Here is a 22757-nt window from a genome sequence, read left to right on the forward strand (position 1 = left end):
ATTCAACGTGGAGCCCCAGATGGAGCAATTCCCCTCAAGCATCGCCAAGCAGCAATTTGGGCAGCTCATCAAAGCCGCGGGAATTGCGCCCGTGGCCATTGAAAAACACGGCAAGGTTGTAGCCTATGTCGTCTCACCCGAGAGATTTAACCAGGCGCAGCCTGACGATCCACAGCGTTCGGCGCGCCAGCTTGCCCGAGCGAATCAGGCCATGGTTGAAAAAGACCGGCTGAACAGGCACCACAGAATTGCGCTGGATCTGGTCACGCTGCCTGCCTCCCAGCGTGACCAGCTCATTCAGAACGCTAGAGCCGTGGTGGATCGCTGGAAAAAAGAACGGCTCTGCAGCACGGACTACATCCGGAAATGGGAGCAGATCTTGAGTTTGGATCCAGTCGCCATGGCAAGCACCATGGTTTCCGACGCCGATGGATGGGGTCCTTCGCTGCGGCAAAACTCGCCGTGGGTGGGAGTGCACGCATGAACCTGGACGCCCTGTTCGCGATGTTCAAAGAGGCCCGGATCTTGTCCGGCCACACCGACTTTGTCGTGATTGGCAGCCTTTCCATCCTGGGTTTGGAGCAGAGCTTCGAGATCCCCGAGGCCATGACCTTGTCCAACGACGTGGATTGCTTCACCCAGGCCGATCCCGGCCGCATCTTTGACATTGCGAAATCGTTGGGGGAAAACTCGGCCTATCACGAGAAGTCAGGCTATTTTCTCGACGCCGTCTCCCCTGATTTACCGGCATTGCCGGACGGCTGGCGTGACCGCCTCATCAAGGTTGAGCGCGACGGACTGAGGGCCTGGTTTCTGGATCCAAACGACGCCGCCCTTTCCAAATATGCCCGTGGTGAGCCCCGCGACCGTCGGTGGATTCAGGCGGGAATCCTTGCCGGAGTCGTGTCGATGCCGATCGTGAAGTCCCGGATCGGAAGTACAAGCTTTTTCGACACAGAGGAAGAGCAACGCGCTCGCGCGCTGGTTGAAGAGGATCGCGCCTGGTTCGAGTTCATCAAAGACGCCCGCTCGGAGGCGATGCGAGGGAATTTGAAGCCGCCGCAATAGTGCGCGAACGATCCATGTCGCTGCTCATCGCCGGCCGGCCTCCCCCGCGCTACAGCATCAGCTTGACCCCGAACGCCGCCATCAGCGCCGCACAAGCCCGGTCTATAGGCCGGCGCAGCGTCATATAGCCTTCGATCACGCGCGGCGTCGAGAACAGGCAGGCGGCCAGGCTGTACCAGAGCAGCGCGTCGAAAAGCACCAGCCCGACCGCCGCGGCGCGAAGCGGCCAGCCGGCGTCGGCCGGCACCAGCAGCACAAAGATGCTTCCGAAGTAAGCCAGCGACTTGGGGTTCAGCAGGCCGGTGGCCAGGCCGCGCAGCAGCGCCTGGCGCGCCGGCTGCGCGGCCCGTTCGGAGACGGCCACCGTGGGCTTGGGCCCCGCGTGCGAGCGCCACAGGCGCACGGCAATGTACAAAAGGTAGGCCGCGCCGGCGATACGGATCCCCGTCTGCAGCGAAGGCATGAGCTCAAAAACCGCCGTCAGGCCGGTGACCGCGATCAGCGCCCACATGGCGCCGGCGGCGGCCAGCCCCACGGCAATCAGCAAGGCACCGCGCCGGTCTCGCTCGGCGGCCGCATGCACGACCAGCAGGATGTTGGGGCCCGGGCTGACGATGGCCAGGCTGTCGATCAGGAACAGCGAGAGCAGGACGAGTGCGGTATCCATTTGGGCATCACCCTTTGTTTCAGGTTTTATTTCATGTTTCCGGCCCGCAGCATGGCATGCCATCTGGTACCTTTGAAGCTCCACAATTTGCTAATCCATAAGGGCCATAACAGGCATGGAATTTCATATCGACATGCCCGCGGCCGGCTCGCGGGAGCGCTTCGCCGCCCTGCACCGGCAGATCCGGGCGGCGATCATCGACGGGCGCCTGGCCGCGGGCGTGCGGCTGCCGACCACGCGCGAACTCGCGGACCGGCTGGGCGTGTCGCGCAACACCGTGCTGGCCGCGTATGACCACCTGGCGGCCGAAGGTTATCTGCTGCCGCGCCAGCGCGCCGGCACTTTTGTCGCGGCGACCCTGCCGCCGCGCGGCCACGCGGCGCCGCCGTCAAGCCCGGCCGGCCCGCCACGCGCCGACCTGCCCGACGCATGGCGGCGCGTGGCGCCCTGGTCCGCCGAAGCCATGCCGCCTGGGCCGCGTTTTGACTTCCGCGTGGGCCTGCCGGACCACTCGCAGTTTCCCTGGGCCGGCTGGCGGCGCCTCTGCGCCCGCGCCCAGCACGACTTCGCGCGCGCCCCCAGGGCCTACACCGACCCCGCCGGCGACCTCCAGCTGCGCGAAGCGATTGCCGGCCATGTGTCCTTGTCGCGTGCAGTGGCCTGCAGCGCCGATGACGTGGTCATCACCTCGGGCGCGCAGCATGCCTTCGCCCTGCTGGCCGACCTGCTGGTCACGCCGCAGGCCACGGTGGTGGCCGTCGAGGACCCGGGTTATGCGCCCTTGCACGCGGCCATGGCGTTTCGCGGCGCCCAGCTGCAGCGCGTGCCGCTCGACAAGGAAGGCCTGCGCGTGGACCGCCTGCCGCCAGAGGCCCGGGTGATCTGCGTGACGCCCTCGCACCAGTTCCCGGTCGGCACCGCAATGTCCTTGAACCGCCGCTCGCAGCTGCTGGAATTCGCGCGGCAACACCAGGCCGTCGTGATCGAAGACGACTATGACGGCGAGTTCCGCTACGGCGGGGGACCGCTGGACGCGCTGCATTCGCTGGACGACAACGGCCTGGTGTTTTATGTCGGTACTTTTTCGAAGGTGATGTTCCCTGCCCTGCGCGCCGGCTTTGTGGTGGCGCCGGCCTGGGCGCGGGAGCGGCTCGCGGCGGCGCTGCATGCCACGCAGGGCGCGCCGCCCTTGCTGACGCAATTGGCGCTGGCCGCCTTTATCCGCGAAGGGCATCTCGCACGGCATGTGCGGCGCATGCGCCGCGTCTATGCGGCGCGGCGTGACGCCCTGCTGCAGGCGATGGAGCAGCATGCGGAAGGGCTGCTGATACCGCTGCCGTCGGCCGCCGGGCTGCATGTGAGCGCGATGCTGGCGCCGCAGTTCGAGGCGTACAAGGTGGCGCGCGCGGCCGCCGAGGCGGGCATCGCGGTGGAAGCGCTGGACAGGTCCGGGCTTCGGCGGCTGCGCTACAACGGCCTGACTTTTGGGCTGGGCCTGATCGGCGACGGCGAGGTGACCACCGGGTTGCGGGCCCTGGTCAAGCTATTGGGCTAAGCCCGCCCTGCCCTGCGGCATGTCCGGCATGACGCCCACATAACGCCCGCGCGGCCGGATCACCTGGGCAACACCCAGCTGCTCCAGGCTGTGCGCCAGCAGGCCCACGCTGCGCGCGGTCGCGAACAGCGCGAAGGCCGCATCGGCCGGCAGCTGGTGGTGGGCGACCAGCGCGGCCAGGGCCACGTCGATATTGGGCTGCAGGCCGGTCAGCTGCGTGGCCTGTTCGATAAAGCGCGTGATCATTTTTGAAGGCTCAAACAAGGCCAGCAGCGCGGCCGCGCGCGGGTCGCCGTCCGGGTAGATGTGGTGGCCGAACCCCGGCAAGGCCAGGCCGGTCGACAGGTAATGGTCTATGGCCCTGTCTTCGCCGAGCCGCTCCACCTCGCCGAACAGGGCGTGGACACGGCCGGAGGCATCGCCGTGCAGCGGGCCCGAGAGGGTGGTCAATCCCGCCAGCAGGCAGGCCGGCAATGAGGCGCCTGTCGAGGCCGCAATGCGCGCGGCGAAAGCCGAGCCGGTGAGTTCGTGGTCGGCCAGCAAGACCATGGCCGTGCGCAGCAGTTCGGCCACCTCGGACGGCTGTTTCCAGCCTTGCGCGAGGCGCACATGCAGCGGCTTGCTCCCTTGCCGGGCGCCGAAGGCGTTGGCCACCAGGCCCACCAGGCGCTGCCCCTCGCCGTGCAGCACCCGCGTCAGGCGCCCGCGCGTCGAATGCCCTTCGGCCGCCAGGCCGGCCAGGGCGGTGAAGGCCAGGGCCCTGCCCGGCTTGCCCGGCGCTGCTTCAGGCGACGAAAAATCGACCGCCTGTTCGGCATTCCACAAGAGCTGCGCCACCTCCTCCAGGGTGGCGGAGGCCGCCAGGCCGATCACGTCCCGGCCCCGGTAATACGGGCGCCCGCGGAAAAAGGCTGTCAGCGCCGTCGGGATGCTGGGTTCCGCGCCGAACAGCGTGTTGGCGGCCACGGTCTCGTGCTTGCGGCCGGCCTGTTTGCGTTTGGCCAGGGCCGCCACGTCTTCTGCGCGGTACAGGCTGCGCCGCGTGTCGGCCGGGTCGGGTGCGACCTCGAGCTTGCCGCGGCTGACATAGGCGTAAATCGTCTGCGGCCGCACACCGAGAAGCTCGCAAGCCTCGTTCATTGAAATCCAGGAAGCCATGGTGATGGGAAGAATGAATTTATATTGATTTTATACATCAATATTGACGATCATATCAATTCATTCATACCATGCGCTTCACCTCGCCCCATGAACTGAACCCTCTCCATGAAACCCCGGATCCTCCAACTCAACCCCATCCTGATCCCCGCCATCAACGACAAGCTGGCTTCCCTTTACACCGTGCACAAGCTGTTTGAGCTGGCCGACCCGCAAGCCTGGCTGCGGGAGCATGGCGCGTCCATGGACGCAGCCATCACCGGCGGGCATACCGGCATTTCACGGGCCATGCTGGAGCAACTGCCCGGGCTCAAGGTGGTGGCCGTCAACGGCGTCGGCACCGACGCGGTCGACCTGGCCTACTGCCGGACCCGCGGCCTGCCCGTCACCGCGACCCTGGGCGCGCTGACCGAAGACGTTGCCGACCTGGCCATAGGCCTGCTGATCGCCACTTGCCGCAACCTGTGCGCGGGCGACCGCTTTGTGCGCGAAGGCCAATGGGAGCTGCGTCCCCAGCCCAGCGCCCTTCCGCTGGCCCGCCGCTTCAGCGGCATGCGCGTGGGCATTGTCGGCATGGGCCGGGTCGGGCGCGCCGTGGCGCAGCGGGCCGCGGCCTTTGCCTGCCCTGTCAGCTACACCGACCTGGCGCCCATCAACGGCGTTGCCCATCCGTATGTGCCTGACCTGCTGGCGCTGGCGCGCGGCTCCGATGCGCTGGTGCTCTGCGCCGCGGCCGACAAGGCTGAAGGCATCATCAATGCCGCCGTGCTGGACGCGCTGGGCCCGCGCGGCTTCCTGGTCAATATCGCGCGCGGCCGGCTGGTCAACGAGGCCGACCTGACTGAGGCCCTGGTCGCCGGCCGCATTGCCGGCGCGGGCCTGGATGTTTTTGTCGACGAACCGCGCGTGCCCCTGGCGCTGCGCCAATCCGACGCCGTGACGCTACAGGCCCACCGCGCCAGCGCCACCTGGGAAACCCGGACCGCCATGGGCGAGATGGTGCTGGACAGCATTGCCCAGGCCCTGGCGGGCCAGCGGCCGGCCATGAGCCTGACGACCTAGGGCCCCGCGTTCGCCTTTTGCAGACCGAACCTAAAAACAAATGATGGAGACAAAAAATGATCAGCAGACCTCTTGCCCTTGCCATGGCTTTCGCCGTGGCCGCCCTCGCCTGCACCGGCACTGGTGCGCAGACCTTTCCCACCCGGCCGGTCACGCTGGTGGTGCCCTTCCCGCCCGGCGGCGGCAGCGACACGGGCGGCCGCATCATTGCCGAGCAGCTGACCAAACGCTGGGGCCAGCCCGTGATCGTCGACAACAAGGGCGGCGCGGCCGGGCAGATAGGCGCCGACTTCGTGGCCAAGGCGCCGCGTGACGGCTACACCTTGCTGCTGGGCAATATCGGTACCCAGGCCATCAACCCCTCGCTGTATCCCAGACTGCCCTATGACCCGGACAGCGCCTTTGCCCCGGTGTCGCTGGTGGCCGAACTGCCGCTGGCCATGATGGTCAACCCGGCGGTGCCCGCGAAGACCGCCGCCGAATTCATTGCGCAGGCCAAGTCCCGGCCCGGCCAGCTGACCTACAGCAGCTCAGGCGCCGGCGGCGCGCCCCACCTTGCCGCCGAGATGTTCAAGGACCAGACCGGCACCTTCATCCTGCATGTGCCCTACCGCGGCGGCGGGCCGGCCATCGCCGACCTCATCGCAGGCCATGTGCAGCTGTCTTTTATGACCGTGCTGGAGGCCTCGGGCCACATCAAGGCCGGCAAACTTCGCGCCCTGGCCGTGACCGGCGACAAGCGCGTCGCCGCCCTGCCCGATGTGCCCACCCTCTCGGAAAGCGCGCTCCCGGGCTTTAACGCGATTTCATGGATAGGCCTGCTGGCGCCCGCGGGCACGCCGCCCGATCTGGTGGAGAAGATCGCCGCCGATGTGCGCGCCGTCATGGCCGATGAAGCGGTCAAGGCGCGTTTCGCCTCGCTGGGCGCCGTGCCGCGCACCACCTCGCCGCAGGAATTCTCCAAACTGATTGCAGCGGACAAAACCCGTTACGCCCAGATCATCCGCAGCCGCAAGATCACCACGCAATAAGGTGAGCGGGCCCGAACCACAAACAAGGAGACAAATAAACATGCAACGCACAACCCTCATCAGGGCCCTTGCCGTTTCGGCCTCGCTGGCTCTGGTCCCGGCCCTGGCCCTCGCCCAGGCCTACCCCACGCGCGCCATCAAGATCATCGTGCCCGCGCCGCCCGGCGGTGCCATAGACACCATTGCCCGGGTCGTCGGCGACAAGCTGGCGGCCTCCATGGGGCAGCCGGTGATCGTCGACAACCGGCCCGGCGCCTCCAACAACCTGGGCACCGAAGTCCTCGCCAAGTCCGCGCCCGACGGCTACACCATAGGCATCGTGGGCGGCAGCCACAACACCAACAAATTCCTGTTCAAAAACCTAGGCTGGGACCCCGAAAAAAGCTTTGAGCCCATTGTCTACACCCACGAGGTTCCGCTGGTGTTTGCCATGTACCCGCAGATTCCGGCCAGGACCCTGCCCGAGTTCGTGGCCTGGATGAAAGCCAACCCGGACCAGGCCAAGGTCGCCACCTCGGGCCGCGGCAGCGCCCAGGAAATGGCGGCCGAGATGTTCCGCATGGCCAGTGGCGCGCAGATGCTGCTGGTGCCCTACAAAGGTTCTTCGGCCGCCCACCCGGATTTGCTGGCGGGCCGCACCGCGCTGTACATAGACACCATCAGCGCCATCCAGTCGCAGGTCAAGGCCGGCAACGTCCGGGCGCTCGCCGTGTCGACACGCAAGCGTGCCATGTCGCTGCCGGACGTCCCGACGGCCGACGAGCAGGGACTCAAGGGCTATGACGCCAACACCAACGGCGGTTTTCTCGCGCCGGCCGGCACGCCGCCGGCCGTCGTCACCCGGCTCAACACTGAAATCAACGCGGCGCTCAAATTGCCCGACGTCAAAGCCAAGCTCGAGGCCGCCGGCATAGAGATACAGGGCGGCACACCCCAGGAATACGCCGCATTGATCAAGTCCGACCTCGCCAAATGGGCCAAGGTCGTCAAGGCCGCGAACATCCAGGCGGAGTGACCCCGGCCCGCTGAATCTCTCCCTGTTGTCTCTCCTGTCACTTTGGTGGTGACAACTTCATCCCGCATGAGAACTGCGGGATTTTTTTGCCTGCTCGTCAAAGCGCAAGCCCGGCCGTGTTTCGGGCGGGCGAGTTGGACAGAGGATCGGTGATTGGCCGCCTCCTCGGGTTGAACTGAGCTTCTCCGGACGAACTCGCTCGGGGTCAAGTGGCCGAGCGAGCCGTAAGGACGAGGATGGTTGTAATTGTCCAAGGCTTGTCGGCGCGGAGCCCGCGCCGACAAGCGGAAAATGCCGCTCTCTATAACTTGACCTTGTTGCCCTTGGCCGCGCGCTCGATCTCTTCTTGATGTGCTTTGACCGCGGCGACCAGCAATGCGCGCTCGTCAACCAGGCGCTGGCCTTCATAGGTTGCCACATGGATTTCCGAGGCAAGCGCGCCTGGGCCAGCCAGGATGTTTGCAGAGGTGGCCGTACCGCATTGTGGTTTCGGCGTGACACTCTCGATCGGAGACTGGGCACTAACGGCGCATTCCGTATTACCAACCGGCGCACCAGCTGCCGTATAGGTCCAGAGTAAGCTGTTCGGGCTGCCGCGGAAAGTCGGTTGGCCGTATTTTTGGATCAGGCTGTCGACAGCGGCCTGATGCAGCACGCCGTTGCCGACCTTCAGCACACGCGTGACAAACAATGCCTTTTTAGAGAGATGACCAAAGGTAACGACGATTTCGTCTTTGCATGGCCCATCAGGCACCGCTGAGCTGCAACCACGGATCTTGGCTATCGAGGCTGGGACGCCAGGCTGGGCCCTCCAGCTCGCCAGGTCGGCGATCTTCATCGTAGCGTCATGTGCCTTAAGCGCCGCGCGCGCCTCATCAGGTGACATGCCCAACTTGAGGCCGACGATGTCGGTGGCCTTGGCTTGGCCGAAAGACTGACCCGAGAGGCCCAATGTGGTGACTGCTACCACTATGGCGAGTAAAAACTTCTTGTTTTTCAAACTTGTAATCATGCTTCTCCCTTAGGTTCTCGATAAAAAAAACAGGCCTTGGGCAAACATTCCCTTTGGCCTGCGTTGCGACGGCGCGTCCCTGCCGCGCCGCGGGCCATCTTAGCGAGCGCCCCACAGCGGCCTGGAGAGGCACGCACATGAATTGCAACGAAGCGTTTCCGGGGCGGGATTTATTCCTGGAGAACGTGAAATAGTTGGCAGGGCCACGCGCGCTCGCAGGCGAGCTGCGTGATCGCTGTGGTGTGCTGATGAAGGCCGAGCGGGCTTTGCCTGCGGATGCAGGCCCGCCTTCACGGCGCCGCCGTAAAAATTTTTCATCCCCACCTCACGAAGTTAATCCGGCGCTGCCCGCATGGGGCTGCTCAGGGGGTCGGGGCGGCGGTGCCTGGGTCTGCGGGAATCTGCAGAATACGCTGGATGGTGCTTAACAGCTCCATGCTGGAGGTACGGGCCTTGAGCAGGACTGCCTCGGCCCGCTTATCTTCCGCCAGGTCCGTGTCGCTGGGCGAAAACACGATCACCGGCGGCCGCGGATCGAGCGCGTCAATGTCCTCGACCAGGTCCCAGCTTGACTCCTTGCCCGGCCCCAGGTCCAGCAGCACCAGGTCAAAGGGCTGCTCCCGCAGCAGGGCACGGGCTTCGTCCAGCGTGGCGGCAGATGTGAAGTTGGCGAAATCCTGGGCCACCGCGGCAACGATGCGCTGGATATCGAGATCGGCTTGCACATGCAGTATGCGCGGCTTGCCGGCCTGCATGCCGGCGACGGCCCGGCGTACGCTGAGGACCAGCAGATCTTCATCAATTGGCTTTTGCAGCCAATCCGAGACAGTGAGCGGTTTGTGGTTGAACTCCAGCCGCCCTTCCTCGGCCAGGGCCGAGACCACCACGACCGGCAGCTTGCGTGTGCTTTCGTTGTCGCGCAGCGCACTGATGAAGGCGATACCGTTCTGGCCGGGCAGCTTCAGGTCCACGGTCACGGCATCGTAGTTGTTCTGCGCAAGGCAGGCCAGAGCCTGTTCAGCGCTGTAGGCCATCTCGGCCTCAAATCCCGCCTTGGCCAGCATCATGCTGATGAGCCTGGCCACGTCGGGGTCGTCCTCGCAAATCAGGATGCGCGGCTGGAAGGCGTCAGCCTTGGCCCGGAACGGCTGCAGCAGCGGCACCTGGCTCTGCCATTCGGGCAGCTCGAAGAAAAAGGTCGTGCCCGTGCCCAGCGTGCTGCTAAAGCCTATGCGGCCGCCCATCTTCTCGATGAGCGCCTTGGAGATGTTGAGCCCGAGACCGGTCCCGCCTTTTTGCCGGGTGTCGGAAGAGTCCGCTTGCGAAAATTTCTGGAAGATGCGGCCGCGAAACTCCTCCGGAATACCGGGTCCGCTGTCCACTACTTCGACCCGTACACCCTGGGCCTCGCGCGACACCCGCACCTCCACGACCCCGCCCTGCGGCGTAAATTTCACGGCATTGGACAGCAGGTTGGTCAGCACCTGGATCATGCGGTCCCCGTCAATGCGCACCTGCAGCGGCGCATCGGGCGCCTGCAGCCGCAAGGTCGCGCCGTACTGGCCCGCGAATCCCTCGTTGGCGGCCAGCACCTGCTGGATCAGCGGCCTGAGGTCGATGACCTGCAGGTCCAGGCGCATCTTGCCGGATTCGATCTTCTCGCTGTCCAGCATGTCGTTGATCAGCCGGATCAGGCGCTCACAGTTGCTCTTGGCGATGCCCACCAGGTTCTTCACGGCCTCGGGCAACTCGCCGCCCACGCCGCCGAAGATCAACCCGAGCGAGCCGCGAATGGAGGTGAGCGGGGTTCTCAATTCGTGCGAGACCGTCGAAATGAATTCATTTTTCATGTTTTCGACCCTCTTGCGCTCTATCAGGTCGTAGGCAACGCAAAGAAAACCCGTCAGCGCAAGCTGCTCATCCCTCAGCGCTGTGACCGATACCATGACAGGCAAACGGCTGCCGTCCTTGCGGATATAAGTCCATTCCCGTTCGTCCGCCAAACCGCCGCGCGCCCTGGCAACGAGCGCTTCAAAACCGGCTTTGACCGGTTGTCCCAGTTCAAGGCTCAGCTGTTGCGCGCGCTCCGCCATTTCGGTTTCGTCGTGCAGCAAGTCGGGTGTTTGCCGGGCGAAGAGCTCGCTGGCTGAATAACCCAGCATGCGATGCGCCCCATTGTTGAACAGGCGGATCACTCCGTTGATATCCGTCGAGATGATGGAGAAATTGGCGCTGTCCAGGATTGCCTGCTGCAGTTCCGTGCTTTCCGACAGCTGGTGGTTCAGCGAGCGCTCGACCTCCCTGGAGCGTTTGTGCGCCACCAGCCAGAACAGCAGCGCCAGGACGAACGCGATGGACGTGGAGACTGCAACGATGAATCGCGCCTGTTCCGACTGCGCATTGTTGCTCGCGACCAGTTCCTGCATATGCGCGACCTGCTCGTCGGACAGCTGTTGTACCGCGGCCTGAAAGCTGTTCTGCGCATACATCAGTTCCTGCTCGATGATGCGGCTGACTTCGCGCTCGTCGCCGGCCTTTTTGGCCTGGAATGCGTCGGCGCGGATCTTCTGGTATTGCAGGCGCCGCTCGGTTGCCGCGGAAAAGGTTTCCACAATCGGGTCATCGTGCAGGGCCGTGTCCAGATTGCGCAGGATGCCGTTGACTTTTTTGACCGTTTCGTCGATCTCGGCGCGAACTTCCTTTTCCAGTACCGGGTCATTGGTTTTGAGCAAAAGCAGCGTCCGCAAGGTATTGGCCCGCGTCAGGCGGTGCCATTCCTTGATCTGCCGCTCCACCGTCAGTCCCGCGTCAACCGCCTCGTCGTTGACGCGCTCCAGCTTCATGATCCACCACACGCCCGTGATGGCGATCAACGCGGTGAATCCCAGCATGGAACCCAGGCCAACGAGGAGTTTTCCTTTGATGCCGCCGAATTGCCAATGTTTCATCGCAGTCTTTTCGTTCCGCATGCAATTTCGCCGCGTTCGTTATTGAAGAATTTCACGCCATGCGAGCCGCATCGCCCGCGTTGCCCGCAACGGCCATCGGCAAATGGCCCAGGCGATTGTGTACCTGCTGCAGGTAGTCCGACCGGAAACGGCGCAAGATGAAATCCCGGTAATCGCCCTGCTCCAGATCGTGCCAGGCGCGCCGCTTCGCTAACTCGGAATCTTCGCGGGAGCGCGCCATCATGCTGTCGCTGATCTCTGCCTGCGCATCCGTCATCAGTTCATAGCCATAAAGCGCCATGTAGTCGCGCGCCAAGGTCTCGATCACTTCGATTTCCTTCATCGAAAGCTGCGTTTTGAACTTGTCCGCGTTGGCGGCGATCGGCGCGAAACAATTCGAAGCCCAGAGCGCCGACATATGGGAGAGCTGCTGTGCCTCGTGCGAACGCGTGACATCCAGCATTTGCGGCAGGTACTCGATGCCGAAGAAGCGGCAGATCTTGCGCAGCGTGCTCTCCTGATCGGCAAGAAAGTCCTCATAGCGCACGGTAAGCACCCGTTCCGGATAACGCTCCGCCAGCGACAGCGCCACACGATACGCATCAACCCATGCCATCGCGTTCAGGGTGGCATCGAAGTCGTGGATGATGGCGCGGGTCATGGAGGCCACCTGCGCGCGCGGATCCCGCACGACATTCAGGAACAGCAGCTGCGGAAACAAACTCATCAGCTCGTCCGCGTAGTGCACGCTGTCCAGCGATTTATCCATGACGATTCTTGCGCCATGCAACTCCCCGGCGCGTAGCAGCAACTCCCAGACGACGCGATGCACGCTGCGCCTCTCGAGGCGTATCGCCTCGAATATCTGCCTCGGATCAAATACCACGTTGGGCCACTTGACCGGGCTTGCCGCCTGCAAACCCACCACGTCCACCACCATGCGGAAATACGCCCGGTCATCGGAAAGATCGCCATAGAGCGGCACCAGCGGCATGAAATCCACGATATGCAAGGGATAGGGCGAGTAAAAGTGCGGATTGAAGCTCAGGCGCAAGCGCAAGGCATGGCTGCCGCAGCGCCGCAGCGGGATCATCAGCACGGGCCGTGGGCGAGAGTGCGCAAGGGCGCCGGCATCCTTTGCTTCTGCTACCTCCATACGCCTGCTCCTGTTATTGCTTACCTTGAGTAAGCTGAAATATTCAGCGAAAAATGGCCAGAGAAACTTTCGACCCGTCGATCATGGGGCCCGCTTTGTGCTGCGGCTCATTTAAAGCAGCGCTGCGCAACAAGGTCGAGCAAAGTCTGGGTCGAATCTTTCAAAGGCAATGCGTCGGTGTCGAGCACCAAATCAGGTATGAGCGGCGTTTCGTAGGGAGACGAGATTCCGGTAAATTCCGCAAGCTGTCCGGCGCGCGCCCGCACATACAGCCCTTTCGGGTCGCGCTGTTCACAGACGGTTGCCAGCGTACTGACATGGACTTCAACAAATCGCGCATCGCCGATGATGGCTCGCGCCATTTTCCGGTCGTCCCGGAATGGCGAAATCAAGGCTGTGATCACGATCAATCCGGCTTCATTCATCATGTGCGCGACTTCGGCCGTGCGCCGAATATTTTCACGCCGGTCTGGCGCAGAGAATCCCAGGTCTTTGCTCAGCCCGTGGCGGAGGTTGTCCCCGTCCAGAACGAAGCAAGGGTGGGCGAGATCCAGCAGCATGGCTTCCAATGCGTACGCGAGTGTGGACTTTCCTGCACCGCTCAATCCGGTCAACCAGACTGTGGCCGGGGCGTGCCCGAGCAAGGCTTGCCTGCATTGCTCGGTGACCGTGCCGGCATGGTAGAAAACATCTGTGCCAGGCACGCTGCGGCCCTGTTCTGAAGGCTTTACGGCCGCTGCGGCAATGTCAGTCGCGGAGTCCTTCGCCACATCGAACATACGCATAGACGTTCTCATGCTGAGAGTTCCTCGCTTGAATACGTTCATCCGCCAATCTGGATATTGCGCAAGCGCAATATCGGCGGGTCAATATCAGACAGAAGCGCGCAAAGGTCACCAAAGGCAAAGCACAAGATACTCTGCGGGGACGATTAGTCAATACTACCTTCGTCTATATGGGCGTTATGGGAAATATTACCTTCGTGCTGAAGGCCAAGTTCCGATTCACGCGCCCATGTTCATTGCGAGCCCGGAGGCCGCGCCGCCGCGGCGTCACCCGCATAAAACATCCCGCCCGACCTGACAAAATTACCGCCGCCCAGGTGGTGGATGGTCTGCAGCTCGCGGTTGTCATCGCCAAAACGCCAGTGCCCCTGCTGGAACACACGCTCATCGGCGGCCGCGGCGACGACTTCCGCAAAACAGGTGTCGTAAGCGTCCTCGGTGTGCGGCTCGGGGATCAGCCGGCATTCCATCCAGGCCGCGCAGCCCTCTTCCAGCAAGGGAACGCCCAGGACAGGGCCGCTGCGGGCTTTCAGGCCGTAGTGGGCGAATTTGTCGATATCGCGGCCCGATTCGCTGCCCACCGCATGCGTCAAGGCGGCCAGGGTGCTGCCCGGGATGCAGATGCCGAAACCGCCGCTGGCCATGATGAGTTCGCGCGTATAGGTCTTCTTGTCGATCACCACGGAAATACGCGGCGGCACGAATTCCACCGGCATGGACCAGGCGGCCGCCATCACATTGCGCGCCTTGCCGTGCGCGCTGGTCACCAGCACCGTGGGGCCGTGGTTGATCAGCCGGCTCGCGTGCTGGAGCGCGACCTCCTTGAAATGGCTCATGTCACTTGGCAAACAGGTTGTCCAGGCTGGCAAAGGCCTTGAACTCGATGGCGTTGCCGGACGGGTCCAGGAAAAACATGGTGGCCTGCTCGCCCGGTTCGCCCTTGAAACGCACATAGGGCTCGATCACAAACTTGGTGCCGGCCGCCTTCAGGCGCGCCGCCAGCGCATCCCACTCGGGCAGGGACAAAATCGCGCCGAAATGGCGGACCGGAACGTTGTGGCCGTCCACTGCGCTGGTCTGGCGATGGCCGCATTCTTCGGGCGCCAGATGGGCCACGATCTGGTGGCCGTAGAAATTGAAGTCCACCCATTCATTGGAGCTGCGGCCTTCGGAGCAGCCCAGCAGCTCACCATAAAACTGGCGCGCCACGGCCAGGTCATGGACGGGGAATGCCAGGTGGAAAGGAGGCAGGACTTTGGCGGGTGCTGTGGTGTTGTGTGCGGTCATCGTGAGCCTTGGGAAATCATGAAGACCTTACTGTAGGGCGATTCATGGAGTTTGAAAAACGATATATATTCAAACTGAGAATCAATAATTTCGATGAATTAAGGCCCTCCCCGATGATCACCGAGCTGAAAACCCTGATCGCGGTCGTGCGCTACGGCGGCTTTTCCGCGGCCGGCGAGCAGATCGGCCTGACCCAGTCCGCCGTGAGCAGCCAGATCCAGCGGCTGGAGGAATCGCTGGGTTTTGCGCTGTTCGACCGCACGCGGCGTTCCGCCGTACTCAACGAAGCCGGCGCCAGGGTGCTCGCGCGCGCCGAAGACATCGTGGCGCTGTATGCCAGATTAGGCGATGCGGGCGGCGAAGAGGAACTCGCCGCCACCTTGCGCATAGGCGCCATTGCCTCGGTGCAGTCCTCGGTGTTGCCGCGCGCGCTGGCGGCGCTGCGCAAAGACCATCCCAGGCTGCTCGTCAACATCATCCCGGGTGTTTCGATGAAGCTGATGGACCAGCTCGACAGCGCCGAGATCGACGCGGCCGTCATGATCCGGCCGCCCTTCGGCATCCTGCCCGAGATGAGCTGGCAGCCCTTGATGCGCGAGCCCTTCAAGCTGCTGGCCCCCAAAGACAGCAAGGGCCGGGACTGGCGCATGCTGCTTGAAACCCAGCCCTTTTTGCGCTATGAGCGCACCTCTTTCGGCGGGCGCCTGGTAACGCGCTTCCTGCGCGACAACAAACTCAGCGTGCAGGATGCCATCGAACTTGACGAGATCGCGGGCCTCATGAAGCTGGTCGCCGAAGGCCTGGGGGTCGCGCTGGTGCCCATGGTTGACGCCTACCTGCCCTTGCCGCCGGGCGTGCGCGCGATTGACCTGGGCGACAAGACTTTTTACCGCGAGATCGGCATCCTGCGCAAAGGACTGGGTTCGCGGCAGCCGGTGGTCATGTCCCTGGAAAAACACCTGAGAGAGGCCATTCCGGCAGCCGGCGCCGGGTGATCCCATGCGCAATGGCGGATTGCCCGGGCCCCGCGGGAACCAGGTCACTTTTCAAATCGCCGCATCCGCATCGTCGATGCGTCCAGGCTGGCCATGAATCTGGCCGCGGCCGGTGCTTTCTCAAAGCTGGCCATGGAGGCGTTCGCGTCTGCGGCGGAACGCCAGTGCACGATCACCAGCCATTCACTGTCTTCACCCGCTGCGCTCTCGCGCGAGACAAAGCCGGGCTGTTTTGACACATGCTGCGCCTCGACCTCCTGGTCGACAAGCCTGAACTGCGCCGCCGTGACACCGGGCTTGAGTTTGAAGGTCACGACTTCGATGACCTTGGCCGCGGGTGCAGCAGCGCCGGCAGCACCGGCCTGCATCGCGAACGTGCAGGCCATGATGCCGCCATAAAGCCACTTCGAGATGTCCATTGAAGTTCTCCCTTGCCGAGATCAGAATTTGCCGTTCGCGTTCTTCCATTCGGCGCGCGGTGCAATGGTTTCTATGGTGTCCCAGTGTTCGGCGATCTTGCCGTTCTGCACACGGAACAGGTCGTAGAAGCTGCTCGGCTTCCCGGCAAAGCTGCCTTCGCTGGCTACCAGCACGAAATTGCCCTCGCCGAGCACGCGGTGGATGCGGTCGTACTTCATCGTGACGCCGGCCTTGGCCATGGCCTGCAGCGCCTGGCCGAGGCCGGACAGGCCGTCCGCGATCTGCGGGTTGTGCTGAACATAGTTGTCCCCGTCGTAATAAGCGGCAAGCTTGTCCATGCGGCCGTTGACGAGGATGTCCTCGACAAAGGACTTCACGAGCGCCTTGTTCGCGCCGGTCTTGTCCAGGTCCGTGGGCTGCGCAGGCCCGTCGACCATGGTGTGGCCGCTGGGGTTGGCCTTGGCCGGCGTTTCCTGCAGGTTGTCCCAGTGCTCGACGATCTTGCCGTCCTCGAAGCGGAAGATATCGAAGCCGATCTTCGGCCCGAAGAAGTTGTATTCGGTATGGGCAAAAACCAGGTCACCGTCCTGGAACACACGCACGGTGTTCGCCTTGGCCGAGCCCTTGGGCAGGGCCTGCAGCAGCGCCCCGAAGCCGGCCAGGCCGTCGGCGGCGGACAGGTTGTGCTGGATGTATTTGTTCGGGTTGATCACAGCCACTGGAGCGGCGTCGCCGGTTTCTATGGCTTTGAGCAAGGCGACGACTTGCTGTTTTTGCGGGCTCACGGATGGGCTCTCCTTGGATGCGTGAAGGGATGGCCTGCCAGCGCAGGCGGCAAGGCCGGTGATGGCCAATGCCGCTGCGGCCCAGCGAAACGCGCTAACGATGGTCATGGTGAAATCCTGGCAGGTGCTGATGGAAAAAGTCGGTGGTGGCCTGAGGCCTTGCCGGTTCGTCATGGGTGATTTTGTTCACCTTGGGTGCAGTCGAAAAGATTGAATCGCCCCAATTAATGGTCAAAACCAGGATTTCCCAGGAAATCCACCCTAGACTCCCAAGTCATGAAAGCCAGCGCACCCCGCATTCCCGAGATCCATTTCAACAATCCCCGGCTGGCCAAGGTGGGCGTGGAGGCGATGACGCTGCATGAGCTCAGGCAACGCGCCAGCGCACGCCTGCTCTCGACACCGCAGCGTGTCGATTTCCACCACCTGCTGCTGGTTCAGGCGGGCCGCGCGCGGCACATGGTCGATTTCATTGAACATGGCCTGCAGCCCGGCTCGGTGCTTCTGGTGCGGCCGGGCCAGGTGCAGCAATGGCATATGGCCGATGAACTGCAGGGACAGCTCACCTTGATCTCGGCGCAGGCCCTGGCCCCCGCGATGGACATGTCGGCCATGGACAAGGAGTTGCTCGCCCTGGACCAATGGCCCAGCGTTTCCACGCCTGGCCGGGACCTGTTTATTGAAGCCATGGCCGACAGCAGCAGGCTCAGGGCCGACATCGACCGTTTCGACGGCAGCCTGGGCTATGCCGCCCTCATCCGGCACGAGGTCCTGGCCATGCTTTTGCGGCTGGCCCGCGTGCTGCGCGGCCAGGCCGGCACACCCGAGGCGGCGCGGGAAGCAAGGGTGTATCAGCTGTTCTGCCGCGAGCTGGAGTCGCACTTCAGGACACGCCCCAGCGTGCTCGACATGGCCGGGCGGATAGGGTTTTCGGAAAGCACCCTGTCACGCGCCTGCGTGGCGGCCGCCGGCCGGACCGCCAAGGAGGTGATCGACCAGCGCATTGCACTGGAGGCCAAGCGCCTGCTGGTTCACAGCCCGGCGAGCATCGCGGAGATAGCGCATGAGCTGGGCTTTACCGAACCCACCAATTTCGTCAAGTTCTTCAAGCGCATCGCACTGGCCACGCCGGTGGCATTCCGCAGCGGCCATCGCGCTTCCTGAGCGTCTTCCAGGCGCCGGGCCTCAGCCGCCCTGCCCGGCCGCCGCCAGCTTGCCGGCGCTCTCTTCCGACCAGCCGCCGCCCAGTACCTTGTACAGGGTGACCAGGTTGGCCATTCGCGAGAGCCGTGTGCCTATCAGGTTTTGCTGCGCGCTGTAGAGCGAGCGCTGGGAATCGAGTACCGCGAGGTAGCTGTCGACGCCCTGCGCAAAACGCGCGCGCGACAGCGTGTTGCTCTCGGCCGTGGCATCCACCAGGGACTGCTGCGCCTCCAGCTGGTCACCCAGCGTGCCGCGCTGGGCCAGCGCGTCCGACACCTCGCGAAACGCGGTCTGTATCGCTTTTTCGTACTGGGCGACGTTGATGTCGCGGCTGATCTTCGCGATATCCAGGTTGGCGCGGTTGGCCCCGCCATCAAAAATCGGCAACGATATCTGCGGCAAAAAGCTCCAGGTGCCCGAACCGCTCTTGAACAGGCCGTCCAGGTCGGTGCTGGACGAGCCGGCCGAGGCGGTCAGGCTGATGCGCGGGTAAAAAGCCGCCCGCGCCGCGCCGATGTTCGCGTTGGCCGACTTCAGCTGGTGCTCGGCCTGCAGGATGTCGGGCCGGCGCTGCAGCAGCGCCGATGGCAGGCCGGCCGGCAGCTCGGGCAACGCGTTGAGCGAATCGGACAGCTTGGCGGGCAGCAGTTCGTCCGGCACCGGCGAGCCCACCAGCAAGGCCAGCGCATTGCGGTCCTGCGCCACCTGCGCGGTGTAGCGCGCCACGTCGACGCGCGCGGTGTCCACACTGGTCTGCGCCTGCCGCAGCGCCAGCGCCGTCAGCACGCCGACCTCGAAGCTGCGCTGGTTGAGCCGGTAGGACTCGTCCTGGCTTTTGAGCGTGTCCCGCGCCAGGGCCAGCCGCTCCTGGTCGGCGCCCAGGGTCAGGTAGGCGTTCGCCACTTCGGCCACCAGGCTGATGTGGGTGCTGCGGCGTGCCGCCTCGGTCGCGAAAAACTGCTCCAGCGCCTGCGCGCTCAAACTGCGCACGCGGCCGAACACATCGAGCTCGTAGGCGCTGACGCCCAGGTTGGCGCTGTACTGGCGGCTGATCTCGGGGTTGCCCGGCTGCCGCAGCTTGTCGGCAGTGCGGGTGGCGCTCTGGCTGGCCGTGGCATTGACGCCCGGGTAGAGGGCGGCGTCCTGCACACGGTATTGCGCGCGCGCCTTCTCGATGTTGAGCGCGGCCACGCGCAGGTCGCGGTTGTTGGCCAGCGCCAGCGCCAGCAGCCGGCGCAGGCGGTCGTCGGCGAAAAACTCGCGCCAGCCGATGTCGGCGGTCTCCATCGATAAGGCCGGGACGGATGCCGAAGCGGCCACCGGGTAGGCGTCGGGCACCGGCAGCGCCGGCCGTTCATAAGCGGGCATCAGGCTGCAGCCGCCCAGGACGGCCGCGCAGGCCAGGGTGATCAAAGTCAGGCGGTTCATGTCAGCGGCCTTCCAGCAAGGGGGTTTCGGGATGCGCCAGCGGCGGCGCGGCTGCGGCTTTGGGCCGCCTGTCGAAAAGGCGGCGCACAACCACGAAGAACAGCGGCACAAAAAAGATGGCCAGCACCGTTCCCGAGACCATGCCGCCGACCACGGCCGTGCCCAGCGCGTTCTGCGCGCCGGCCCCGGCGCCCTTGCCCAGCATCAGCGGCAGCACGCCCAGGATGAAGGCCAGCGAGGTCATCAGGATGGGCCGCAAGCGCATGCGCGCCGCGGTGAGGGCAGCCTCGACCAGGCTCATGCCCTGGGCGTGCAGGTCCTTGGCGAACTCGACGATCAGGATCGCGTTCTTCGAGGCCAGGCCCACGGTCGTCAGCAAGCCGACCTGGAAATAGACGTCATTCATCTTCCAGCTCAGCAGCGCGCCCAGCAGCGTGCCCAGCACACCCAGCGGCACCACCAGGATCACCGAGAACGGGATGGACCAGCTCTCGTACAGCGCCGCCAGGCACAGGAACACGACCAGGATGGACACCGCGTACAGCAGCATGGCCTCGCCGCCGGCTTCGCGCTCCTGGCGCGAGATGCCGGTCCACTCAAAGCCGATGCCGGCGGGCAGCTTGGCCGCGTGGCGCTCCACCAGGTCCAGCGCCTGCCCGCTGGACATCGCGCCGGGCATGGCCATCCCGAGAATTTCGACCGAGGGCACGCCGTTGTAGCGCTCCAGCCGCGGGGAGCCCGAGGTCCAGCCGGCCTTGGCGAAGGCGCTGAAGGGCACCATCGCGCCGCTGGCGTTGCGCACAAACCAGTTGTCGATGTCGCCCGGCAGCATGCGAAACGGCGCATCGGCCTGCACGAACACTTTTTTCACGCGCCCCTTGTCGATGAAATCGTTGACGTAGCTGCTGCCCCAGGCGGCCGAGAAGGTGTTGTTGACGTCGGACATGGAGAGGCCCAGCGCGCCGACCTTGTGCTCGTCGATGTCAAGCCGGAACTCGGGCGTGTCTTCCATGCCGTTGGGCCGCACGGCGACCAGGCCTTTTTCTTTCATCAGCGTATCCAGCAGCTGGTTGCGGGCCTGCATCAGCGCGTCGTGGCCGAGGTTGGCGCGGTCCTGCAGCATCAGGTCAAAGCCGCTGGCGTTGCCGAGCTCGGACACCGCGGGCGGCGCGAAAGCGAATACCGTCGCGTCGCGCAGCGCCTGGAAGTGGCCTATCGCCTTGTTGGCCACCGCCGCCGCGCTCAGCTCGGGGCGCGTGCGTTCGCTCCAGGGCTTGAGCTTGACGAAGGCGAAGCCCGCGTTCTGCCCGCTGCCGGCGAAGCTGAAGCCGGCCACCGTGAAGATCGAATCGACCGCGTCCTTCTGGTCCACCAGGAAGTGCTGCTCGACCTGTTCGATCACCTTCAGCGTGCGGTCCTGCGTGGCGCCGGGCGGCAGCTGCACCAGCGCAAACAGCGAGCCCTGGTCTTCGTCCGGCAGGAAACCGGCGGGAATCTTGGCGAACACAAAGCCCACCACCAGCCCAAGCACCGCGTAGCCCGCCATATAGCGCCAGCCGCGGCCCAGCATGTGGCGAACCACGCCCTGGTAGCGCTGGTTGCCGCGGTCGAACAGGCGGTTGAACGCGCCGAAGAAACCGGTGGTGGCCAGCGCATGGCCTTTTTCCACGGGCTTGAGCAGCGTGGCGCACAGCGCCGGCGTGAGGACAAAAGCCACCAGCACCGACAGCGTCATGGCCGAGACAATGGTGACCGTGAACTGGCGGTAGATCACGCCGGTCGAGCCGCCGAAAAAGGCCATGGGCACAAACACGGCCGCCAGCACCAATGCCACGCCCACCAGGGCGCCGGTGATCTGCCCCATGGATTTTCGCGTGGCCTCCAGCGGCGAGAGCCCTTCTTCGCTCATGACGCGTTCGACGTTCTCCACCACCACGATGGCGTCGTCGACCAGCAAACCGATGGCCAGGACCATGGCCAGCATGGTCAAGGTGTTCAGCGAATAACCGAAGGCCGCCAGCACGCCGAAAGTCCCCAGCAGCACCACCGGCACCGCAATCGTCGGGATCAGCGTCGCGCGGAAGTTCTGCAAAAAGAGGTACATCACGACAAAGACCAGTACGATGGCCTCGACCAGCGTCTTGACCACTTCCTCGATCGAGATGCGCACAAAAGGCGTGGTGTCGTAGGGCTTGATCACCTCCACGCCGGGCGGGAAGAACTTGCCGAGCTCCTCTATCTTCGCGTCGATGCCGCGCACCGTGTCCAGGGCGTTGGCGCCGGTCGCCAGCTTGATAGCCAGGCCGGCGGCGGGCTTGCCGTTGAAGCGGCCGACGGTGGCATAGCTCTCGCTGCCCAGTTCGATGCGCGCGACGTCGCTCAAGCGCACCGCGGAGCCGTCGGCCTGCGTGCGCAGCAGGATGGCCTCGAACTCGGCGGCCGTTTTGAGCCGTGTCTGCGCGGTGATGGTGGCGTTGAGCTGCTGGTTTTTGACCGCCGGCAGGCCGCCGAGCTGGCCCGCGGAGACCTGGGCGTTTTGCGCCTGGATCGCGTTTTTCACGTCCAGCGGGGTCAGCTTGAAGCTGTTGAGCTTGCTCGGGTCCAGCCAGATGCGCATCGCGTAGGAGGCACCGAACAGCGTCGTGTCGCCCACGCCCTCGACACGGCTGATCGCGTCCTGCACATTGGCCGCGACATAGTCCGACAGGTCGGCGTCGGTGAGCTTGCCGTCCTTGGACACAAACGCCAGCACGTTCAGGAAATTGTTCGCCGACTTGGTGACCTGCACGCCTTGCTGCTGCACCTCCTGCGGCAGCAGCGGCGTGGCCAGCGCCAGCTTGTTCTGCACCTGCACCTGGGCGGTATCGGGATCGGTGCCGTTCTCGAAGGTCAGCGTGATGGTGACCCCACCCGACGATTCGCTGGTGGAAGCGATGTAGGCCAGCCGGTCCAGGCCTTTCATCTTCTGCTCTATGACCTGGGTCACCGTGTCTTCCAGCGTCTTGGCCGATGCGCCCGGGTAGTTGGCCGAAATGGCGATGGCCGGCGGCGCGATGGTCGGGTATTGCGCGATCGGGAGGATTTTGATGGCCATCACCCCGCCCAGCATCACGATGATGGCGAGTACCCAGGCAAAGATGGGGCGGTCGATAAAAAAACGAGCCATGGTGTGAATCTCCTGG

Annotated in this window: 20 protein-coding genes; 8 read left to right on the forward strand and 12 right to left on the reverse strand. The window is 64.3% G+C overall.

Translation table 11 applies throughout. From position 1 onward, the window contains the following. Nucleotides 1–19: 19 nt before the first annotated feature. Both AC1D09_RS10410 and AC1D09_RS10415 read left to right on the forward strand, forming a co-directional pair. The gene (locus AC1D09_RS10410) at nt 20–484 is read left to right on the forward strand and encodes a type II toxin-antitoxin system Phd/YefM family antitoxin (protein ID WP_477663147.1); all 465 of its coding nucleotides are present in this window, start codon (nt 20–22) and stop codon (nt 482–484) included. Then, nucleotides 481–1068, forward strand: coding sequence for a DUF6036 family nucleotidyltransferase (locus AC1D09_RS10415; protein ID WP_477663148.1), 588 nt, complete (start codon nt 481–483; stop codon nt 1066–1068). The genes AC1D09_RS10410 and AC1D09_RS10415 overlap by 4 nt, the downstream gene beginning before the upstream one ends. 49 nt (nt 1069–1117) lie before the next feature. On the opposite strand, the gene AC1D09_RS10420 is transcribed toward AC1D09_RS10415, so the two are convergent. Further along, nucleotides 1118–1735 carry a LysE family transporter gene (locus tag AC1D09_RS10420; protein ID WP_477663149.1) on the reverse strand — a complete coding sequence of 206 codons (618 nt, stop codon included), beginning with the start codon at nt 1733–1735 and terminating at the stop codon, nt 1118–1120. Nucleotides 1736–1850: 115 nt separating this feature from the next. Between AC1D09_RS10420 and pdxR the strand changes: the two genes are divergently transcribed. Continuing rightward, entirely contained in the window at nt 1851–3290 is a 1440-nt protein-coding gene (pdxR, locus tag AC1D09_RS10425) for a MocR-like pyridoxine biosynthesis transcription factor PdxR (protein ID WP_477663150.1), read from the forward strand. On the opposite strand, the gene AC1D09_RS10430 is transcribed toward pdxR, so the two are convergent. Continuing rightward, nucleotides 3279–4448: a citrate/2-methylcitrate synthase gene (locus tag AC1D09_RS10430; protein ID WP_477663151.1), complete on the reverse strand. Its 1170-nt coding sequence runs from the start codon at nt 4446–4448 to the stop codon at nt 3279–3281. The genes pdxR and AC1D09_RS10430 overlap by 12 nt on opposite strands. Nucleotides 4449–4556: 108 nt before the next feature. Between AC1D09_RS10430 and AC1D09_RS10435 the strand changes: the two genes are divergently transcribed. From AC1D09_RS10435 to AC1D09_RS10445, 3 genes are read left to right on the forward strand one after another with little or no spacing between them, the layout of a single operon-like run. Further along, complete coding sequence (locus AC1D09_RS10435) at nt 4557–5510, forward strand: 2-hydroxyacid dehydrogenase (protein ID WP_477663152.1); 954 nt, start codon at nt 4557–4559, stop codon at nt 5508–5510. 56 nt (nt 5511–5566) lie between these two features. Beyond that, the gene (locus AC1D09_RS10440) at nt 5567–6541 is read left to right on the forward strand and encodes a Bug family tripartite tricarboxylate transporter substrate binding protein (protein ID WP_477663153.1); all 975 of its coding nucleotides are present in this window, start codon (nt 5567–5569) and stop codon (nt 6539–6541) included. A 40-nt stretch (nt 6542–6581) separates the two neighbouring features. Next, nucleotides 6582–7556: a Bug family tripartite tricarboxylate transporter substrate binding protein gene (locus tag AC1D09_RS10445; protein WP_477663154.1), complete on the forward strand. Its 975-nt coding sequence runs from the start codon at nt 6582–6584 to the stop codon at nt 7554–7556. A gap of 301 nt (nt 7557–7857) precedes the next feature. Here the strand turns inward: AC1D09_RS10445 and AC1D09_RS10450 are convergent, their stop codons facing one another. The 6 genes from AC1D09_RS10450 to AC1D09_RS10475 form a co-directional block, all read right to left on the reverse strand. Beyond that, a complete protein-coding gene (locus AC1D09_RS10450; protein ID WP_477663155.1) occupies nt 7858–8568 on the reverse strand; it encodes a hypothetical protein in 711 nt (236 codons plus the stop codon). Between the two features lie 362 nt (nt 8569–8930). Continuing rightward, nucleotides 8931–11516, reverse strand: a complete 2586-nt coding sequence (locus AC1D09_RS10455; RefSeq protein ID WP_477701039.1) for an ATP-binding protein — start codon at nt 11514–11516, stop codon at nt 8931–8933. Between the two features lie 52 nt (nt 11517–11568). After that, a complete protein-coding gene (locus tag AC1D09_RS10460) occupies nt 11569–12672 on the reverse strand; it encodes a sulfotransferase family protein (RefSeq protein WP_477701040.1) in 1104 nt (367 codons plus the stop codon). A 107-nt stretch (nt 12673–12779) separates the two neighbouring features. Next, nucleotides 12780–13457: an adenylyl-sulfate kinase gene (cysC, locus tag AC1D09_RS10465; RefSeq protein ID WP_477664569.1), complete on the reverse strand. Its 678-nt coding sequence runs from the start codon at nt 13455–13457 to the stop codon at nt 12780–12782. Nucleotides 13458–13690: 233 nt separating this feature from the next. After that, nucleotides 13691–14293, reverse strand: a complete 603-nt coding sequence (locus AC1D09_RS10470; RefSeq protein WP_477664570.1) for a flavin reductase family protein — start codon at nt 14291–14293, stop codon at nt 13691–13693. Between the two features lies 1 nt (nt 14294). Next, on the reverse strand, nt 14295–14744 hold the full coding sequence (locus AC1D09_RS10475) for a VOC family protein (RefSeq protein ID WP_477664571.1): 450 nt from the start codon (nt 14742–14744) through the stop codon (nt 14295–14297). A 113-nt stretch (nt 14745–14857) separates the two neighbouring features. Between AC1D09_RS10475 and AC1D09_RS10480 the strand changes: the two genes are divergently transcribed. Further along, a complete protein-coding gene (locus tag AC1D09_RS10480; protein WP_477664572.1) occupies nt 14858–15739 on the forward strand; it encodes a LysR family transcriptional regulator in 882 nt (293 codons plus the stop codon). Between the two features lie 44 nt (nt 15740–15783). Here AC1D09_RS10480 and AC1D09_RS10485 read toward each other — a convergent pair whose 3' ends face one another. Next, on the reverse strand, nt 15784–16158 hold the full coding sequence (locus tag AC1D09_RS10485; protein ID WP_477664573.1) for an antibiotic biosynthesis monooxygenase family protein: 375 nt from the start codon (nt 16156–16158) through the stop codon (nt 15784–15786). A 21-nt stretch (nt 16159–16179) separates the two neighbouring features. Continuing rightward, entirely contained in the window at nt 16180–17052 is an 873-nt protein-coding gene (locus AC1D09_RS10490) for a nuclear transport factor 2 family protein (protein ID WP_477664574.1), read from the reverse strand. 168 nt (nt 17053–17220) lie between these two features. Between AC1D09_RS10490 and AC1D09_RS10495 the strand changes: the two genes are divergently transcribed. Continuing rightward, nucleotides 17221–18108 (forward strand): helix-turn-helix transcriptional regulator, encoded by an 888-nt coding sequence (locus tag AC1D09_RS10495; RefSeq protein WP_477664575.1) that lies wholly within the window; start codon nt 17221–17223, stop codon nt 18106–18108. Between the two features lie 21 nt (nt 18109–18129). Here the strand turns inward: AC1D09_RS10495 and adeC are convergent, their stop codons facing one another. Both adeC and AC1D09_RS10505 read right to left on the reverse strand, forming a co-directional pair. Further along, complete coding sequence (adeC, locus tag AC1D09_RS10500; protein ID WP_477664576.1) at nt 18130–19575, reverse strand: AdeC/AdeK/OprM family multidrug efflux complex outer membrane factor; 1446 nt, start codon at nt 19573–19575, stop codon at nt 18130–18132. A gap of 1 nt (nt 19576) precedes the next feature. After that, entirely contained in the window at nt 19577–22741 is a 3165-nt protein-coding gene (locus AC1D09_RS10505) for an efflux RND transporter permease subunit (RefSeq protein ID WP_477664577.1), read from the reverse strand. Between the last annotated feature and the right edge of the window lie 16 nt (nt 22742–22757).

The organism is Polaromonas sp. P1_A2 (assembly GCF_056406895.1).

Bases quoted from the DNA above. Each gene is read 5' to 3' on its own strand.
- AC1D09_RS10430 (WP_477663151.1), bottom strand. From the start codon at position 4,448: ATGGCTTCCTGGATTTCAATGAACGAGGCTTGCGAGCTTCTCGGTGTG.
- AC1D09_RS10440 (WP_477663153.1), top strand. From the start codon at position 5,567: ATGATCAGCAGACCTCTTGCCCTTGCCATGGCTTTCGCCGTGGCCGCC.
- AC1D09_RS10485 (WP_477664573.1), bottom strand. From the start codon at position 16,158: ATGGACATCTCGAAGTGGCTTTATGGCGGCATCATGGCCTGCACGTTC.
- AC1D09_RS10445 (WP_477663154.1), top strand. From the start codon at position 6,582: ATGCAACGCACAACCCTCATCAGGGCCCTTGCCGTTTCGGCCTCGCTG.
- AC1D09_RS10435 (WP_477663152.1), top strand. From the start codon at position 4,557: ATGAAACCCCGGATCCTCCAACTCAACCCCATCCTGATCCCCGCCATC.
- AC1D09_RS10495 (WP_477664575.1), top strand. From the start codon at position 17,221: ATGAAAGCCAGCGCACCCCGCATTCCCGAGATCCATTTCAACAATCCC.
- AC1D09_RS10470 (WP_477664570.1), bottom strand. From the start codon at position 14,293: ATGAGCCATTTCAAGGAGGTCGCGCTCCAGCACGCGAGCCGGCTGATC.
- AC1D09_RS10415 (WP_477663148.1), top strand. From the start codon at position 481: ATGAACCTGGACGCCCTGTTCGCGATGTTCAAAGAGGCCCGGATCTTG.
- AC1D09_RS10460 (WP_477701040.1), bottom strand. From the start codon at position 12,672: ATGGAGGTAGCAGAAGCAAAGGATGCCGGCGCCCTTGCGCACTCTCGC.
- AC1D09_RS10450 (WP_477663155.1), bottom strand. From the start codon at position 8,568: ATGATTACAAGTTTGAAAAACAAGAAGTTTTTACTCGCCATAGTGGTA.
- AC1D09_RS10410 (WP_477663147.1), top strand. From the start codon at position 20: ATGGAGCAATTCCCCTCAAGCATCGCCAAGCAGCAATTTGGGCAGCTC.
- pdxR (WP_477663150.1), top strand. From the start codon at position 1,851: ATGGAATTTCATATCGACATGCCCGCGGCCGGCTCGCGGGAGCGCTTC.
- AC1D09_RS10505 (WP_477664577.1), bottom strand. From the start codon at position 22,741: ATGGCTCGTTTTTTTATCGACCGCCCCATCTTTGCCTGGGTACTCGCC.
- AC1D09_RS10475 (WP_477664571.1), bottom strand. From the start codon at position 14,744: ATGACCGCACACAACACCACAGCACCCGCCAAAGTCCTGCCTCCTTTC.
- adeC (WP_477664576.1), bottom strand. From the start codon at position 19,575: ATGAACCGCCTGACTTTGATCACCCTGGCCTGCGCGGCCGTCCTGGGC.
- cysC (WP_477664569.1), bottom strand. From the start codon at position 13,457: ATGCGTATGTTCGATGTGGCGAAGGACTCCGCGACTGACATTGCCGCA.
- AC1D09_RS10420 (WP_477663149.1), bottom strand. From the start codon at position 1,735: ATGGATACCGCACTCGTCCTGCTCTCGCTGTTCCTGATCGACAGCCTG.
- AC1D09_RS10490 (WP_477664574.1), bottom strand. From the start codon at position 17,052: ATGACCATCGTTAGCGCGTTTCGCTGGGCCGCAGCGGCATTGGCCATC.
- AC1D09_RS10455 (WP_477701039.1), bottom strand. From the start codon at position 11,516: ATGAAACATTGGCAATTCGGCGGCATCAAAGGAAAACTCCTCGTTGGC.
- AC1D09_RS10480 (WP_477664572.1), top strand. From the start codon at position 14,858: ATGATCACCGAGCTGAAAACCCTGATCGCGGTCGTGCGCTACGGCGGC.